We start from the raw sequence: 17615 nt of genomic DNA on the forward strand, positions 1-17615 counted from the left end.
CATGAACAAGCACATGATGCGACCGACGGCGCTGGGCGTCGCGATCACCCTGATCGCGGGCAGCCTGCCGATGCAGGTCGGCGCACAGTCGAGCCAGCAGCAGAACCGCCGGCAACCCGCCGTGCGCGCGAGCACGCCGGTCACGCTGAACTTCGTCAACACCGACATCGAGGCAGTGTCGCGCGCGATGTCCGCCGCGATCGGCAAGCCGATCCTCGTCGACCCGCGGGTCAAGGGCACGATGACGCTGACCGCCGAGCAGCCGGTGCCGGTGCAGGAGGCCTACCTGAGCTACCTGGCCTCGCTGCGCGGCATGGGCTTCGCGATGGTCGAGGCCGGCGGGCTGCTGAAGCTCGTGCCCGAGGCCGAAGCCAAGCTGCAGACCGGCTCGGTGACCATCGCCGGGGAATCGCGCTCGCGCGGCGACCAGGTCGTCACGCAGATCTTCAAGCTCAGCCACGAGAACGCGAACAACCTGGTCGCGGTGCTGCGTCCGCTGATCACGCCGAACAACACGATCAACGCGAACCCGGGCAACAACAGCCTGGTCATCACCGACTACGCCGACAACCTGCAGCGCATCAGCCGCATCGTGGCGGCGCTGGACCAGCCGTCCAACACCGACATCGAGGTGATCCCGCTGCGCAACGCGGTGGCCTCGGACATCGTGCAGCTGGTGCAACGGCTGACGGACGGCGGCGGCGGCGCGCCGGGCGTCCAGGTGCAAGGCGGTGGCGGCGGCAGCGGCAGCGTGATGGCCGATCCGCGCAGCAACGCGCTGATCGTGCGCGCGGCCAATCCGGCCAAGCTGATGCAGCTGCGCGCGATGATCGCCAAGCTCGACCAGCCCAGCAGCGACACCGGCGGCAGCATCCGCGTGATCTACCTGAAGAACGCGGACGCGGTGCGCCTGGCCACGGTGCTGCGCGCGGCGTACACGAACAACGCGGGGCCCGGCGCGGGCGGCTCCAACAGCGGCGGCGGCACCGGCAACTTCGCCGGCGCGCAGACCGGCAGCTCGGGGCAGTCGGGCGGCTTCGCGGGCAACAGCGGGTCCTTCGGCGGCAGCTCGTCGGGCTCGGGTTCCAGCGGATCGAGCGGCAGCGGCGGCGCCTCGACGCAGGTCAGCCAGACCGCGCAGGTGAGCACCGGCGGCTTCGTGCAGGCCGACCCCGCGACCAACTCGCTGATCATCACGGCGCCGGAGCCGATGTACCGCCAGATCCGCGCGGTCGTCGAGCAGCTCGACACGCGCCGTGCGCAGGTCTACGTCGAAGCGCTGATCGTGAAGGTCGACGCCAGCAAGGCCGGCCAGTTCGGCGTGCAGTTCCAGCAGCTGTTCGGCGAAGGCGCGGTCGGCACCAACTTCGGCACCGGCTTCTCGAACATCCTGAACCTGACGGCCGCCACGGCCGGCGGCACCACGGGCGTCAGCAGCGCCATCGCGAGCGGCGGCATTCCGACCGGCCTGAACGTCGGCATCATCAAGAAGGTCGGCAGCCTCTACACGCTGGGCGCCATCGCGAACGTGCTGGGCTCCGTGTCCGGGACGAACGTGCTGTCCACGCCCTCGCTGATCGTGCAGGACAACGAGGAAGCCGATCTGCTGATCGGCAGCAACGTCCCGGTGCTGACCGGCAACTCGACGACGACCTCGGGCACCACCACCAGTCCCTTCCAGACCTTCGAGCGTCGCGACGTCGGTCTGCGCCTGAAGGTGCGCGCCACCGTCGGCGAGAACGGCACCGTGCGCATGAAGGCCTACCAGGAGAACTCCAGCGTCGTGGCCTCAGTCAACTCGGGCACGCAGGGCCCGACCTTCGACAAGAGCGCGGTGGAGACCTCGGTGACGCTGGAGGACGGCCAGGTGCTGGTGCTCGGCGGCATGCTGAAGGACGAATACATCGACGGCGAGGACAAGGTGCCCGGCCTGGGCGACATCCCCATCCTGGGCAACCTGTTCAAGAACCAGAGCCGCAAGCGGACCAAGTCCAACCTGATGATCTTCCTGCGTCCGGTGGTGCTGCGCACGCCGGAAAGCGCGGCGGCGCTGACGATGGACCGCTACGACGCGATCCGCGCCTACCAGCAGGAATCGCAGCCGAAGAGCACCCTGGTGCTGCCCGACACCGGGGCCCCGCTGCTGCCGGAGAAGCCGGCGTCGGTGCCCGGCGGCACGCTGCCCCAGCAACTGCCGCTGCCGGTGTATCCGGCCTCGTCGCCGGTGCCGGGCCCGGCCAAGGCGCCGGGCGATGCGGCCAGCGGCCCGCAAGGCCGCTGAGCCCGGAGCGATCATGGGCAGCCGCCATCCCCTTCCCTACGCCGTCGCCAAGGCGCAGCAACTGCTGATCGAGGACGACGGCCAGCAGCGCACGCTGTGGGCGTCGCCCGCGCTGACGCTGCCGGTGCTGTCGGAACTGCAGCGCGTCTACGCGCCGACGCGCATCGAATGCCTGAGCGTGGCCGAGCTGTCGGCGCGCATCCAGTCCGCCTATGCCGGCGGCGAGGACAACGCCGCGCTGGTGATCGGCGAGGTCGAGAACGCCGTCGACCTGTCGCGCATGATGCAGGACCTGCCGGCGGTCGAGGATCTGCTGGAAGCCGCCGACGACGCGCCTATCATCCGGATGCTGAACGCGCTGCTGACGCAGGCCGCGAACAACGGCGCGAGCGACATCCACATCGAACCCTACGAGCGCGAGAGCTCGGTGCGCTTCCGCGTCGACGGCACGCTGCGCGAGGTCGTGCGGCCGAACCGCGCGCTGCACGCGGCGCTGATCTCGCGGCTGAAGATCATGGCGGAGCTCGACATCGCCGAGAAGCGGCTGCCGCAGGACGGCCGGATCTCGCTGCGCATCGGCGGCCGCGCGATCGACGTGCGCGTGAGCACGCTGCCGTCGGCGCACGGCGAGCGCGCGGTGCTGCGTCTGCTGGACAAGTCGGAATCGCGCTTCACGCTCGCCGCGCTGGGCATGGACGGCGAGCGGCTGGAACGCTTCCAGCGCGTCGTGCAGCAGCCGCACGGCATCGTGCTGGTGACGGGTCCGACGGGCTCGGGCAAGACGACGACGCTGTATGCGGCGCTGCAGACGGTGGACACGTCGACGACGAACGTGCTGACCGTCGAGGACCCGATCGAATACGAGCTGCCCGGCATCGGCCAGACGCAGGTGAACTCGCGGATCGACCTGACCTTCGCGAAGGCGCTGCGCGCGATCCTGCGCCAGGATCCGGACGTGATCATGATCGGCGAAATCCGCGATTACGAGACGGCGCAGATCGCGATCCAGGCCTCGCTGACGGGTCACTTGGTTCTGGCGACGCTGCACACGAACGACGCGGTGAGCGCGGTGACGCGCCTGACCGACATGGGCGTGGAGCCCTTCCTGCTGAGCTCGTCGCTGCTGGGCGTGCTGGCGCAGCGGCTGGTGCGCAAGCTGTGCCCGGTGTGCAAGTCGCCCGAGCCGATCCCCGGCGGCGGCACGCGGTATCACCCGGTGGGCTGCTCGTCCTGCTCGAGCAGCGGCTACAAGGGCCGGACCGGCGTGTACGAGCTGATGGTCTGCGACGGCGCGATCCGCAGCCTCATCCACAACCAGGCCCCGGAGTCCGCGATGCTGGAAGCCGCGCGCGCGAACGGCCTGCGCTCGATGCGCGAGGACGGCGACCGGCTGGTGGCCACGGGCATCACGTCCGAAGAGGAAGTGCTGCGGGTCACCCGCGAGTGATCGCGGTGATGACACGGACGCACGAGCAGTAGAGACACGAGGTTCCGAGCGATGCCCGCCTTCAAGTACGACGCCCTGGACGCGTCCGGCAAAGCCCGCCAAGGGCTGCTGGAGGCGGACACCCTGAAAGCCGCGCGGTCGCAGTTGCGGACGCAGGGACTGGTGCCGCTGGAGGTGAAGGCGGTGGCGGCGCAGCCGGGCAAGCAATCGCGTTTCACCCGCCGCGCTTTCAAGGCCGCCGGTCTGGCGGTGTGGACGCGGCAGCTCGCGGGACTCGTCGCGGCGGGGCTGCCGCTGGAGCGCTCGATGGCGGCGCTGGCCGACGAAGCCGACGATCCGCGCCAGCGCGAACTGATGTCGCAGCTGAAGGCGGAGATCAACGCGGGCTCGTCGTTCGCGCGCGCACTGGGCCTCGCGCCCCGCGAGTTCGACGACGTCTACCGCGCGGTGGTCGCCGCCGGCGAGCAGAGCGGCGCGCTCGGCCCCGTGCTGGAGAGCCTGGCGGACGACCTCGAGGAACAGCAGCGGCTGCGCTCGGAACTCTTCGGCGCACTGGCGTATCCGGTGATCGTCTGCATCATCGCGGTGCTGGCGGTCAGCTTCCTGCTGACCTACGTGGTGCCGCAGGTGGCGGCGGTGTTCACGCAGACGCGGCAGACCCTGCCGCTGCTGACACGCATCATGATGGGCACGTCCGACGTGCTGCGGAACTGGGGCCTGTTGATCCTGATCGTCGTCGTCGGCGGGGCCTTCGGCATGAGGCAGGTGCTCAAGCGCGACGGACCGCGACAGCGCTTCGACGCGGCCTTCCTCAACGTGCCGGTGCTGGGCCGGCTGGCGCGCGGGTACAACGCGGCGCGCTTCTCGGGCACGCTGGCGATGCTGGCGGGCGCGGGGGTGCCGATCCTGAAGGCGCTGCAGGCCGCGGCGGAGACGCTGTCCAACAGCGCGATGCGCGCCGACGCGATGGACGCGCTGGTGCAGGTCCGCGAAGGCGCGCCGCTGGGCGCGGCGCTCGCGGGCAAGAAGCGCTTCCCGGGTCTGCTGTCGATGTTCGCCCGGCTGGGCGAGCAGACGGGTCAACTGCCCGACATGCTGCAGCGCGCGGCCAAGCAGCTCGGCAATGAAGTGAAGCGACGCGCGATGACGCTGGCGACGCTGCTGGAGCCGCTGCTGATCGTGGCGATGGGCGGCGTGGTGATGCTGATCGTGCTGTCGGTGCTGCTGCCGATCATCGACATGAACAAGCTGGCGGCTCAGTAGGGCCCGCTGCCGGCGCCCGCGCGCCGATCCACCGGCGCCGGGCCGCGGCCTATCATCCGGCCCATGCCTGCCTCTCTCGACGGCCGCCTTGTCGTGGCCCTTTCCTCTCGCGCCCTGTTCGACTTCGAAGAAGAGAACCAGCTCTTCGAGGACAGCGACGACCGCGCCTACATGCGCCTGCAGCAGCAGCGCCTGGACGAGCCCGCCAAGCCCGGCACCGCGTTCTCCCTCGTGCGCAAGCTGCTCGCGTTCAACGCGCCCGGCGGGACGCCGCGCGTCGAGGTGGTCGTGCTGTCGCGCAACGACCCGATCTCCGGCATGCGCGTGTTCCGCTCCGCGCAGCATTACGGCCTGAACATCGAACGCGGCGTCTTCACGCGGGGCCACAGCCCCTGGCGCTATCTGAAGCCGCTCAAGGCTCAGCTCTTCCTCTCCGCCAACGAGGACGACGTGCGATCTGCGCTCGTCGCGGGCGTCGCGGCGGCCCGTGTTTTCCCGCAGTCGGCGCGCGCCTCCGCCGCCTATCCGGATGAGCTGCGCATCGCCTTCGACGGCGACGCGGTGCTCTTCTCCGACGAGGCCGAACAGGTCTACCAGCGCGACGGCCTCGACGCCTTCCAAGAGCATGAGATCGCCCGCAAGCTGACCCCGCTGCCCGCCGGTCCGTTCAAGCAGGTGCTGCATGAGCTGCAGCGCCTGCAGGACGCGCCCGCCGTGCCGATGCGCCTGCGCACCGCGCTCGTCACCGCCCGCAGCGCCCCCGCCCACGAGCGCGCCATCCGCACGCTGATGGACTGGGACGTCGAGGTCGACGAGGCCATGTTCCTGGGCGGCCTGCCCAAGGGCGAATTCCTCCGGGAATTCGAGCCCGACTTCTTCTTCGATGACCAGCATGGCCACGTCCAGAACGCCGTCCCGCACGTGCCCGCCGGGCATGTGGCCATGGGGGTGACGAACCGCTGACGCCGAAACGCGGCGCCAGAATCCGCGCCGCATGACTTCCGGCTGCCGTCAGGCCGGTCCCCTCCACATTCCGACGCTCCGCTCCGGACTCCCACAAGGAAGACCCACGATGCGCATCACGCTCCGTCGCCTGGCCATCGCCACGGCCTGCTCGATGGCCACCCTCGCCATCGCCGCCGAATCCACCGCCTCCGCGGCCGCCAGCTCGGTGGCCGCCGCGGGCACCGCCGACGCCGTCGCCCGCGGCGCCCCTGCCCGGCCGGCCGTCACCGATCCCTCGCTCGGCTTCTACCGCCAGCCCGCGCTGCGCGGTGACCGGCTGGTCTTCGTCGCCGAGGGCGACCTCTGGCAGGCCAGCGCCGCCGGCGGCACCGCCCAGCGCATCACCACGCACGGCGGCGCGGAAACCTTCCCCGCCGTCTCGCCCGACGGCCGCTGGATCGCCTTCGTCGGCCAGCAGGAATCGGCCGGCGACGTGTTCGTGATGCCGGCAGCCGGCGGCGTCGCCCGCCGCCTGACCTGGGACACCGGCGCCGTGCGCGTCTGGGGCGTCACCGCCGAGAACGAGGTGCTCTACTCCGGCGCCACCGAGCGCGGCGAACCCGGCACCCAGCTGCATCTGGTCTCCCTGATCACCGGCTCGCACCGCGCGCTGCCCGTGGGCCAGGCCAGCGACGGCGCGCTCAGCGCCGACGGCAAGACCCTGTACTTCACCCGCAACGGCCTGCGCGGCGACAACGCCCGCCAGTACCGCGGCGGCGCCCTCGCGCGCCTGTGGGTGATGGACCTCTCCGGCACCGCCGAGGCGAAGCCGCTGTTGCCCGAAGGCGCCAACGACCGCCGCCCGATGCCCTACAAGGATGCGGCCGGCAACGCGCGCGTGGCCTTCCTGTCCGACCGCGACGGCACCTACAACCTGTGGTCCGTGAAGGCCGACGGCTCCGACCCGCAGCAGCACACCCGCCACAAGGGCTGGGACGTCCGTCATGCGAGCCTGGACGGATCGCAGGCAGTCTATGCCCTCGGCGCCGACCTCTATCGCGTCGACCTCAATGGCAGCGCCGCCGAACAGAAGATCGCCATCAGCCTGGGCGGCGACTACGACCAGCAACGCAAGCGCTGGGTCACCCGTCCGCAGGATTACCTGACCGCCGTCTCGCTGTCGCCGAACGGCGAGCAGGTCGTCATGACCTCGCGCGGCCGGCTGGCCACGCAGGGCGTCGGTCCGCTGCGTCGCGCCGAGCTGCCCGTGCCCACCGCCCTCACCGACGCCGGCCGCTGCCGCGACAACGCCTTCAGCGGCGACAGCCAGTCGGTGTTCGCGCTCTGCGACTTCAGCGGTGAACTGGAGATCTGGCGCTTCGCCGCCAACGGCACCGGCCAGCCCAAGCAGATCACCGAAGGCGCGGTCGCGATGCGGCGCACGCTGTCGCCATCGCCGGACGGCCGCTGGATCGCACACGCCGACAAGGAAGGCCGCCTCTTCCTGACCGACCTCAAGAATCCGAACCGCGCCGCGGCAACCCGCGAAGTCGACCACGATCCACTGGGCGACGGCGCGCAGTTCATGAGCTGGTCCGCCGACGGCAAGGCAATGGCCTACGTCCGCAACACCAGCAACCCCTACCGCGAGCAGCTGATGCTGCTGACCGTCGCCGACGGCAAGGTCCATCAGCTCGGCAGCGACCGCTACGCCGCCACCGCCCCGGCCTTCAGCCCCGACGGCCAGTGGCTGTACTTCCTGTCGCGCCGCACCTTCAACGTGACCGGCAACCCCGGCCCCTGGGGCGACCGCAACATGGGCCCGTACTTCGACCGCGGCTGGAAGGTCTACGCGCTGGCGCTGCAACCGGGTCTGCGCTTCCCCTTCGCCGCGCCGGACGAGCTGCAGTCGATGAAAGCCAAGGAAGAGGCCGAAGTCCGCGAGCAGGAGAAGGACAAGCCCGACAACAAGGAGTCCAAGCAGAAGGTCGAGGAGGCCAAGGCCGCCGCCGTGAAGGAGGCAAAACCTGCCCCCAAGGGCAAGCCGGAGATCCAGATCCCCGGCCTCTCGCTGCGCCTGTACGAGGTGCCGGTCGCGCCGGCCAACTACAACGCGCTGGCGGTCGACTCGAAGCGGCTGTACCTGCAGGAAGGCACCTTCCTGCGCCAGCTGCCGATCGGCCCGCAGGAATCGAAGCTCGAGACCTTCTCCGAAGGCGTCGCCTTCTGGGATCTGAGCGCCGACGGCAAGAAGCTGATGATCCGCCGTCCGGCCGCGCCGGGCGCGGCGCCGGAGATCCTGATCGTCGACGCGGGTCCGAAGATCCCGGGCGACCTGGAGAAGGCGCGCGTGCGCTGGACCGACTGGCAGATCGCCGTCGATCCGAAGGCCGAATGGCGTCAGCTCTTCAACGACGCGTGGCGCATGCAGCGCGACTTCTTCTACGACAAGGACATGCACGGCGTGGACTGGGTCGCGATGAAGGCGAAGTACGCACCGCTGGTCGAGCGCGTCACGGAGCGCAACGAGCTCGCGGAAATCATGGCGCAGATGGTCGGCGAGCTGAGCCTGCTGCACAGCCAGGTCGCGCCGGGCGAGGTGCGCCGGGGCGTCGAGGAGCCGGGCTTCGCCGGCCTGGGCGCGCAGCTGGATCGCGATCCGAAGGGCTGGAAGATCGCCCGCATCTACGCCGGCGATCCGGAGCTGCCGTCCGAGGCCGCCCCGCTGGCGGCGCCAGGGCTGAACCTGCCGGTGGGCACGGTGATCACGCAGATCAACGGCCGCGACGCCACGCAGGTGCCCGACCCGAGCGAGCTGATGCGCGGTCAGGCCGGCAAGCAGGTGCTGCTGCAGGTGCGCGAGCCTTCGGGCAAGGAGCGCCCGGTCGTGGTCACGCCGGTCGACATGCGGCGAGAAGGACAGCTCCGTGTCAACGACTGGCGCTTCAGCCGCGGCAAGCTCGTCGACAAGGCCGCCGACGGCAAGATCGGCTACCTGCATCTGCGCGCGATGACCCGCGACGACATCGGCGACTTCGTCCGCGAGTTCTACGCGCAGAGCGAGCGCGAAGGCCTGATCATCGACGTCCGCCACAACAACGGCGGCAACATCGACAGCTGGATCCTGCAGACGCTGCTGCGCCGCGCCTGGGCGTTCTGGCAGCCGCGCTCGCCCTACGCGAGCAAGCCGTATCCGAACATGCAGCAGGTGTTCCGCGGCAAGGTCGTCGTGATCGCCAACGAGGAAACCTACTCCGACGGGGAAACCTTCTCCGAAGGCTTCAAACGCCTGGGCCTGGGTCCGGTCATCGGCAAGACGACCTCGGGCGCCGGGGTGTGGCTGTCGGATCAGAACCGGCTGATGGACAACGGGCTGATGCGCTCGGCCGAGAACGGCCAGATCACCGTCGACGGCCAGTTCCTCGTCGAAGGCAAGGGCGTGACGCCGGACATCGAGGTCGACAACCCGCCCCGCGCGACCGCGAACGGCCAGGATGCACAGCTCGATGCGGCGATCTCCTGGCTCAAGGACGCGATCGCGAAGGACCCGGTCAAGACGCCGAAGCCGGGCCCCTATCTGCGACCGATCAAGCAGTAACTTCGAGACGTCGAGCGCGGCCCTGCACAGGGTAGGAGGCCTCGCGTCCGCGAACCTCCCACCCTGTTCCGGTCCCGGTGGCACTCGCTGTTCACCAATGAAAACGGGAGGCCTTGGCCTCCCGTTTGTCGTTGGCGTCGCGCGTTGCTGTCGTGCGTTCAGCTCAGCGTGACGCGCGCGAACAGGCGCCTGCCGACCTGCAGCACCATGGTGCCGGCCTCGACCTTCAGGGCCTTGTCGCTGATCGTGACGCCGTCGATCTTGACGCCGCCCTGCTCGATCTTGCGGTTGCCCTCGCCGTTCGACGGCACCAGATTCGCCGCCTTCAGCAAGGCCGCGATGCCCATCGGGGCGCCGCTCAGCGAGACCTCGGGGATGTCGTCCGGGATGCCGCCGCGGGCGCGGTTGTTGAAGTCCGCTTCGGCATCTTCCGCCGCCTGCGCGCTGTGGAAACGCGCGGTGATCTCCTTGGCGAGCATCACCTTCGCTTCCTTCGGATTGCGCCCGCCCTCGATCTCGCGCTTCAGCGCGGCGATCTCCTCGATGGACTTGAAGCTCAGCAGGTCGAACCACTTCCACATCTGCACGTCGCTGATCGACAGGATCTTGGCGAACATGCCGTTGGCCGGCTCGGTGATGCCCACGTAGTTGTTCTTGGACTTGGACATCTTCTCGACGCCGTCCAGGCCCTCGAGCAGCGGCATCGTCAGGATGCACTGCGATTCCTGGCCGTACTCGGCCTGCAGGTGCCGGCCCATCAGCAGGTTGAACTTCTGGTCGGTGCCGCCGAGCTCCAGGTCGGACTTCAGCGCGACCGAGTCGTAGCCCTGCATCAGCGGGTAGAGGAATTCGTGCACCGAGATCGGCGTGCCGGCCGCGTAGCGCTTGGTGAAGTCGTCGCGCTCCATCATGCGGGCCACGGTGTACTTCGCCGCCAGCTGGATGAGGCCGCGCGCGCCCAGCGGATCGCTCCATTCGCTGTTGTAGCGGATCTCGGTGCGGGCCGGGTCCAGCACCAAGCTGGCCTGCTTGTAGTAGGTCTCGGCGTTGTGCTTGATCTGCTCCGGCGTCAGCGGCGGACGCGTCGCATTACGGCCGGACGGGTCGCCGATCATCGAGGTGAAGTCGCCGATCAGGAAGATCACCTGGTGGCCCAGGTCCTGCAGCTGGCGCATCTTGTTGAGCACCACCGTGTGGCCGACGTGGATGTCGGGCGCGGTCGGATCCAGACCCAGCTTGATGCGCAAGGGCTGGCCGGTGGCCTCGGACCGCGCCAGCTTCTTCAGCCATTCGTCCTGCGGCAGCAATTCCTCACAGCCGCGCAGCGATTGCTGCATTGCATGACGGACCCGATCCGTGATCGGGAATTCGGCGGCCGGCGTCGCCTGGGTTCGGATGTCAGACATGGCACTTCGGAGCCCGCACGGGCTTACGTAAAGTCTTGATTTATCGGGTTTTCTAGCATTTGTAACCCGGGCCCGCCGCTATACTTTCGGCTGTTTTTGCGGGGCGCCAAGAGGGCAATTCACATGCCTGACCTGTCGCTGCAACGCAAGACGGCGATTCTAGTGGACGGTCTGCCGAGCGCTCCGGACGCCCCTCAGGGCGTCCTTCGCTTTACAGGCCACCGAATCCCGGTCCGGGCCATCCAGGCCACGCGCTTTCCAGGCGTGGCGGTGGGTGGCGCACCTCAGGCTCCAGAAAAAGGTCCTCGGCGCGTGATGAATTGGAATGACGAATGGCAGCGCGTGCAGCGCACCCTCGCTCGCGCCGAATCCTTCGCGGCCAAACACCCCCGCGCCCTGACCGGCACCGTGGTCGGTGTCCTGAGCGGCTTTGCCGTGACCGCCTTCGGCGTCGCGCCGCTGGCCCCTGACGCCGCGGACCTCCCGCAACGCGTCGTCTCCGAATCCATCCCGCTGCAGTCGCTGGACGCGCAACTGGCCGACCTGGCCGCGTTCGATCCGGGCCTGTCCCGCAGCGATGTCACCCGCGCCGCCGATACCGCCGATGTGCTGCTCAAGCGCATGGGCGCCTTCGATGCCGCCGCCGCCTCGTTCCTGCGCACCGACGACACCGCCAGGAAGCTGCTGACCGGCCGCGTCGGCAAGCGCGTGCAGGTCGTCGCGACCGCCAGCGGCGAGGTCCAGTCCCTGGTCGCCCGCTACGCCGCCGAGTCCAACGAGCAGCTGGACACCCATTTCACGCGCCTGAGCATCACCCGCCAGGGCGACAAGTTCGTCTCGAAGCTCGAGACCGTGGCGTACGAGACGCAGACCCGCCTGGGCAGCGGCACGATCCAGTCCTCGCTGTTCGCCGCGACCGACGAGGCCAACGTGCCCGACGCGATCGCCACGCAGCTGGCGGACATGTTCTCGGGCGACATCGATTTCCATCGCGAACTGCGCAAGGGCGACCGCTTCTCGCTGGTCTACGAGACCCTGACCGCCGACGGCGAACCCATCACCTGGGGTAACCGGTCGGGTCGCCTGCTGGCTGCCGAGTTCGTGAACAACGGCAAGAACTATCAGTCGGTGCTGTTCCGCGACCCGGCCAGCGGCAAGAGCAACTACTACGGCTTCGACGGCGAGAGCAAGCGCCGCTCGTTCTTGGCGAGCCCGATGGAGTTCTCGCGCGTCACCTCCGGCTTCGCGATGCGTTTCCATCCGATCCTGCAGACGTGGCGCCAGCATCAGGGCATCGACTACGGCGCGCCGACGGGTACTGCGGTGCGCAGCGTCGGCGATGGCAACGTCGAGTTCGCCGGCTGGCAGAACGGCTTCGGCAACGTCATCCAGCTGAAGCACAGCGGCAGCCGCATGACGGTCTATGCCCACCTGAGCCGGATCGACGTCAAGAAGGGCCAGAAGATCGAGCAAGGCCAGAAGATCGGCGCCGTCGGCTCGACCGGCTGGGCCACCGGGCCGCATCTGCACTTCGAGTTCCGCGTCAACGGCAAGCAGCAGGATCCGCGCGTGATCGCCCGCGCCTCCGAGGCAGTCACGCTGCCCGCAACCGCCAAGGCCGCCTTCAAGGCCCAGGTCGCCAGCGCGAAGAACGCACTCGAGGCCGCGGCCTCGATCCACGACGGCGTCGTCGGCGAATAAGCCAGCCAGCGCTCCCTCAAGCGCTTCGCTGGATCAGCCCGCTCCCGTCCGTTCCGCCATGAAGAAGTCTGGCGCCGAGCTCTACATCGGACTGATGTCCGGCACCTCGCTCGACGGCGTCGACGCGGTGCTGCTGCACGCCGAGTCCGAGGGGCGCGTCCAGGCCCTGGCCCACGACTACCAGCCCTTCGGCCCTGAGTTGCGTTCGGAACTGCTGGCGCTCAACAGCCCCGGCAACAACGAACTGCAGCGCGCGGCGCTCGCCGGCAACGCGGTCACTCGCGCCTATGCCCAGGCGTGCCGGTCGCTGCTGACGGCGCAGCGGCTCGCGCCTCAAGAGATCCGCGCACTCGGCGCGCATGGACAGACCGTGCGACACCGTCCCGGCGAGTTCGACGGCACCGGCTTCACCCTGCAACTGCTCAACGCACCCCTGTTGGCTGAACTCAGCGGCATCGCGGTCGTCCACGATCTGCGCACCCGCGATCTTGCGGCCGGCGGACAGGGCGCGCCGCTGGTGCCCGCCTTCCATCGCGCGGTGCTGGCACAGGACGGCACCGATGTCGTCGTGCTGAACGTCGGCGGCATCAGCAATGTGAGCCTGCTCTGGGCGGACGGCCGCAGTGGCGGCTTCGACTGCGGACCGGGCAACTGCCTGATGGACGGCTGGATCCATCGCCATCAGGGCGCCGCCTACGACGCCAGCGGCCAATGGGCCGCGCAGGGTCAGGTCCATGCGGGCCTGCTCAACGCCCTGCTGGATGAGCCCTACTTCCGCCAGTCGCCTCCGCGCAGCACAGGGCGGGATCTGTTCCACCTGGACTGGCTCGATGCCCGGATCGCGGCACATGCACCGCGCGTGTCTGCCGTCGACGTGCAGGCGACGCTGCTTGAGTTGAGCGCGCTGTGCGTGCTCGACAGCTTGGTCGCCTTCGCACCCGGCGCATGGCGCGAGTTGCTGGTCTGCGGCGGCGGCGCATTCAACGACACGCTGCTGAAACGCCTCCAGGCGCTGCTGCCCACCGTGGCGATCCGCACCACCGAAGCCAAGGGGCTGCCGCCGATGCAGGTCGAGGGCGCTGCTTTCGCCTGGCTGGCGATGCGCCATGTGCGCGGGCTGCCCGGCAATCTGCCGGCAGCAACCGGGGCATCCGGGCTGCGCGTGCTGGGCAGCTACACGCCTGCCTGACTGCTCGCCCGACTGCAGGCATCATCACCGCGCGCCTGATCGGCACCTCGCAGCAAACGTCAAGCGCCAGAAACGACAAGACCGCCCGAAGGCGGTCTTTGTCATTCGGCCCGGAGGCCGAGGCTTCCGACAAGTCCGGAGCGAACCCCGGTCAGACCGAGAAGCTCGATCCGCACCCGCAGGTCGTCTGCGCGTTCGGATTCTTGATCACGAACTGGGCGCCTTGCAGGTCTTCCTTGTAGTCGATCTCGGCGCCGACCAGGTACTGCAGGCTCATCGCGTCGATCAGCAGCGTCACGCCGTTCTTGGCCATCTGCGTGTCGTCGTCGTTGACGGCCTCGTCGAAGGTGAAGCCGTACTGGAAGCCGGAGCAACCGCCGCCCTGCACGAACACGCGCAGCTTCAGTTCCGGATTGCCTTCTTCCAGCACCAGCTCACGCACCTTCTCGGCCGCGCTGTCGGTGAAGACCAGCGGGGCCGGCATGCCGCCCAGATCGGTGGAGGTGGTTTCGAGGACTGCGCTCATCGTGGATCCTGTTGTGTCGGAGGAATGGCGGGATTATCTCAAAGCCGCCGCCTGGGAAGCAGACGCTTGGAGATAAGCCCCTTCGGCAGGAATATGCTCCCTGACGAGCAAAAAACAAGGCCGCTGAAGCAGCGGCCTTGTTCTTGAGCTTTCGCCACCGATGGCATCCCAACCCGGATGCCACCAGTGGACGGAAGTCGATCAGCGCTTGCTGAACTGCTTCCGGCGACGGGCGCCGTGCAGACCGACCTTCTTACGCTCGACTTCACGCGCGTCACGCGTGACGAAGCCGGCGCGGCTCAGTTCGGGCTTCAGGGCCGCGTCGTAGTCGATCAGCGCGCGGGTGATACCCAGGCGGACCGCACCGGCTTGGCCGGACTCGCCGCCGCCGTGCACGTTGACCTTGATGTCGAACGCTTCACCATTGTTCGTCAGCAGCAGGGGCTGGCGCGAAATCATGATGGACGTTTGACGGCCGAAGTACTGCTCGATCGAGCGGCCATTCACCGTGATCTGGCCAGTGCCCTTCTTGATGAAGACACGAGCCACCGACGACTTGCGACGCCCGGTACCGTAGTTCCAGTTTCCGATCATCACCGCTCCTTAGATTTCCAGCGCCTTGGGCTGCTGGGCGGTGTGCGGATGCGTGTCGCCCGCATACACCTTCAGCTTCTTGATCATCGCGTAGCCGAGCGGGCCCTTGGGCAGCATGCCCTTGACGGCCTTTTCCAGGGCGCGGCCCGGATGCTTGGCTTGCATGTCCTTGAACTTGGTGGCGTAGATGCCGCCCGGGAAGCCCGAGTGACGGTAGTACACCTTGTCCGTGGCCTTGTTGCCCGTGACGCGCAGCTTCTCGGCGTTGATGATGACGATGAAGTCACCGGTGTCGACGTGAGGCGTGTAGATGGCCTTGTGCTTGCCGCGCAAACGGAGTGCCACTTCGCTGGCAACACGTCCGAGCACCTTGTCGGTGGCGTCAATCACAAACCACTCGTGCGTCACTTCGGCCGGCTTGGCGCTGAAGGTCTTCATGAGATTCTTTCAAAAGGCGAAACTTCGGGCGATCTGCCCCCGTACGCTCGGTGCACGCTTGTTGGCGATATGACTCGCTGCGGCCTCTCACGGACGTTCCCCCGCTGCCTTGGAAACGGGAAAGCCGACGAGTCTAGCAGAACCTGCCCGAAAGCCCAAATCCAGGTCGATGGCGCCGCGCAGCCCGCCCCGCCGGCCGCTCCGCGCCGCCGATTTTGTGACGTATCCGGACAGGCGCCGGGGTCGTTCCCCGCTAGCATCCTTCCCCATCGCCCAGCCCGCCATGCCCACCCCGTCCGATCCCCGCCCGACCATGCCCCAGCCGAAGGTGCCGGAGACGACGCCGCCCTCCCGCTGGAGCCCGCGCGCGATGCTGGCGCGCTGGACCGGCTGGGTGCCGATCCGCTCGCTGGGCAAGCGCCACCGCAAGCGCATCCTTCAGCACCTGCTCTCGCTGGGCGAGCGAGACCGCTACCTGCGCTTCGGTTATCCGGCGCGCGACGAGCAGATCGGGAAGTATGTCGCCGGCCTGGATCTCGTCCGCGACGAGGTCCTGGGCATCTTCAACCGCCGCCTGCAGCTGATCGCCGTGGCCCACCTGGCCTACGCACCGGCGCCACAGATCAAGGGACGTCCGGCGATGGCGGAGTTCGGTGTCTCGGTGGCCACGTCCGCCCGCGGCAAGGGTTTCGGCGGCCGGCTGTTCGAGCGCGCCTCGCTGCATGCGCGCAACCGCGGGATCGACACGCTGTTCATCCACGCGCTGAGCGAGAACGCCCCGATGCTGAAGATCGCCCGCAATGCGGGGGCGACGGTCGAGCGTGACGGCGGCGAATCCGAGGCCTGGCTGCGCCTGCCGCCGGATTCGGTGTCCTCGCATGTGGACGAGGCCCTCGAGCGCCACATGGCCGAATGGGATTTCCAGTTCAAGCGGCACATGCGCACCGTCGGCGACTTCCTGGACGGCGTGGCCGAGGTGAAGTCCCGCATCCGCAAGGTACGCGACCCCTCCAACGATCCTGACTCGAAACGCTGATCGCACAGGTAGCGGTTTCATTCCCCGTGGCCCCACCTCATTCCAGGGGGTTCAAGGGGTCAGTTCTGATGCAATTTGTAACGCCTTTCCGCTACATTCCCGCGATTCGCCCGGTACGGTGTCTCTGATCCGCTGCTCCCGTGCGTCCTCCGGCGCTCGTCGAGCGCCATCCGTCCGGTCCGTCCAGTGCCTTGGGCTCGTTGGGATATGCAGAACCTGCTTCCGTGGATCATCGCGGGACTGTCGGCGCTGGCAGTCCTGGGACTGGCCGCCGCGCTCCTGCTGCGGCGGCCACGCCGCGAGCGCAAACCGCTGCCCACGGAGTGGTCGCTCAACGCCCGCCCCGTCTTCAGCGCCGACGAACGCCGCGTCTTCCGCCTGCTGCGCGAGGCCCTGCCGCACCACGTCGTCATGTGCAAGCTGCCGATGGTGCGTTTCTGCCAGCCGACCGAAGCCCGCGACGTGCGCTACTGGTATGAGCTGCTGGGCGGCATCAGCGTGAACTTCGCGATCTGCAGCCCCAACGGGCGCGTGCTGGCCGCGATCGACATCGAGACCGACCGTCCGGGCTCCACCCGCAGCCTGCAGATCAAGCAGGCGGTCCTGGCGGCGTGCCGCATCCGCTACCTGCGCTCGTCGGTGGACAAGCTCCCGAGCGCCACCGAATTGCAACTGCTCGTGCCCTACAGCAACCAGGGCAGCCGCGCCGGCATGGCGGCGATGCCGCGCGCCGGCGCCAGCCATCTTCCCAGCGCGCCGCCGGTCGCCGCCCCGCGCCGCCCGGCCCCGGCCGCGCCCGCCACGTCGCGCAACACGCTCTGGAATGACTCCCCGGTGTTCAGCGATTCCTTCTTCGCACCGGACAGCCGCTACGACGCGTTCAGCGGTGAATCGATGCAGGCACCGCTGCCGCCCGCGGAACCGCGCGCCCGCGGCTACCGCCCGCGCGCCGGAACGCACGAGGCATCCGGCTTCCGCGACTCGCAGCTCCGGGACCCGCATGCGCGCGATCCGCAGTTCCGCGACTCCCAGTTCGGTCGCGATTTCCCGACCCTGCCCAGCGAGCTGCCGGACCCCGACATCGGCGGCGTGGTCGTCGACTCGCCCCGCTACGGGCGGCGCTAAGCTACGCCCCTGCCCGCTTCTCGAGGACACGACGGCGCTCCGGCGCCGTTTTTGCTGCCCTCGCCG

General features: G+C 68.7%; 13 protein-coding genes. 9 read left to right on the forward strand and 4 right to left on the reverse strand.

The window, feature by feature from the left end; translation table 11 throughout:
- Position 1 precedes the first annotated feature (1 nt).
- The 5 genes from gspD to ACQ859_RS28810 all read left to right on the forward strand — a co-directional run bounded on the left by gspD (position 2) and on the right by ACQ859_RS28810 (position 9534).
- On the forward strand, positions 2-2281 hold the full coding sequence (gspD, locus tag ACQ859_RS28790; RefSeq protein WP_431263847.1) for a type II secretion system secretin GspD: 2280 nt from the start codon (positions 2-4) through the stop codon (positions 2279-2281).
- Positions 2282-2294: 13 nt separating this feature from the next.
- Positions 2295-3728 carry a type II secretion system ATPase GspE gene (gspE, locus tag ACQ859_RS28795; protein WP_431263848.1) on the forward strand — a complete coding sequence of 478 codons (1434 nt, stop codon included), beginning with the start codon at positions 2295-2297 and terminating at the stop codon, positions 3726-3728.
- Between the two features lie 51 nt (positions 3729-3779).
- The gene (gene gspF, locus ACQ859_RS28800) at positions 3780-4991 is read left to right on the forward strand and encodes a type II secretion system inner membrane protein GspF (RefSeq protein ID WP_431263849.1); all 1212 of its coding nucleotides are present in this window, start codon (positions 3780-3782) and stop codon (positions 4989-4991) included.
- A 63-nt stretch (positions 4992-5054) separates the two neighbouring features.
- The gene (locus ACQ859_RS28805; protein WP_431263850.1) at positions 5055-5954 is read left to right on the forward strand and encodes a 5'-nucleotidase; all 900 of its coding nucleotides are present in this window, start codon (positions 5055-5057) and stop codon (positions 5952-5954) included.
- A gap of 109 nt (positions 5955-6063) precedes the next feature.
- Positions 6064-9534: a S41 family peptidase gene (locus ACQ859_RS28810; protein ID WP_431263851.1), complete on the forward strand. Its 3471-nt coding sequence runs from the start codon at positions 6064-6066 to the stop codon at positions 9532-9534.
- Positions 9535-9692: 158 nt separating this feature from the next.
- Here the strand turns inward: ACQ859_RS28810 and tyrS are convergent, their stop codons facing one another.
- A complete protein-coding gene (tyrS, locus tag ACQ859_RS28815; RefSeq protein ID WP_431266688.1) occupies positions 9693-10871 on the reverse strand; it encodes a tyrosine--tRNA ligase in 1179 nt (392 codons plus the stop codon).
- A 384-nt stretch (positions 10872-11255) separates the two neighbouring features.
- Between tyrS and ACQ859_RS28820 the strand changes: the two genes are divergently transcribed.
- Positions 11256-12641, forward strand: coding sequence for a peptidoglycan DD-metalloendopeptidase family protein (locus tag ACQ859_RS28820; protein ID WP_431266689.1), 1386 nt, complete (start codon positions 11256-11258; stop codon positions 12639-12641).
- Between the two features lie 58 nt (positions 12642-12699).
- Positions 12700-13830, forward strand: a complete 1131-nt coding sequence (locus ACQ859_RS28825; RefSeq protein WP_431263852.1) for an anhydro-N-acetylmuramic acid kinase — start codon at positions 12700-12702, stop codon at positions 13828-13830.
- 151 nt (positions 13831-13981) lie between these two features.
- Here ACQ859_RS28825 and erpA read toward each other — a convergent pair whose 3' ends face one another.
- The 3 genes from erpA to rplM all read right to left on the reverse strand — a co-directional run bounded on the left by erpA (position 13982) and on the right by rplM (position 15388).
- A complete protein-coding gene (erpA, locus tag ACQ859_RS28830) occupies positions 13982-14356 on the reverse strand; it encodes an iron-sulfur cluster insertion protein ErpA (protein WP_088407855.1) in 375 nt (124 codons plus the stop codon).
- A 201-nt stretch (positions 14357-14557) separates the two neighbouring features.
- Positions 14558-14950, reverse strand: coding sequence for a 30S ribosomal protein S9 (gene rpsI / locus ACQ859_RS28835; RefSeq protein ID WP_067065532.1), 393 nt, complete (start codon positions 14948-14950; stop codon positions 14558-14560).
- Between the two features lie 9 nt (positions 14951-14959).
- Positions 14960-15388, reverse strand: a complete 429-nt coding sequence (gene rplM, locus ACQ859_RS28840; protein WP_067065533.1) for a 50S ribosomal protein L13 — start codon at positions 15386-15388, stop codon at positions 14960-14962.
- 313 nt (positions 15389-15701) lie between these two features.
- Between rplM and ACQ859_RS28845 the strand changes: the two genes are divergently transcribed.
- Together ACQ859_RS28845 and ACQ859_RS28850 are read left to right on the forward strand one after the other, a co-directional pair.
- Positions 15702-16424 (forward strand): GNAT family N-acetyltransferase, encoded by a 723-nt coding sequence (locus ACQ859_RS28845; RefSeq protein WP_431263853.1) that lies wholly within the window; start codon positions 15702-15704, stop codon positions 16422-16424.
- Between the two features lie 207 nt (positions 16425-16631).
- A complete protein-coding gene (locus tag ACQ859_RS28850; protein ID WP_431263854.1) occupies positions 16632-17549 on the forward strand; it encodes a DUF2726 domain-containing protein in 918 nt (305 codons plus the stop codon).
- The last annotated feature ends 66 nt before the right edge of the window (positions 17550-17615 follow it).

This window comes from Roseateles chitinivorans (assembly GCF_050632235.1).
Taxonomy (GTDB): Bacteria; Pseudomonadota; Gammaproteobacteria; order Burkholderiales; family Burkholderiaceae_C; genus Roseateles; species Roseateles chitinivorans_A.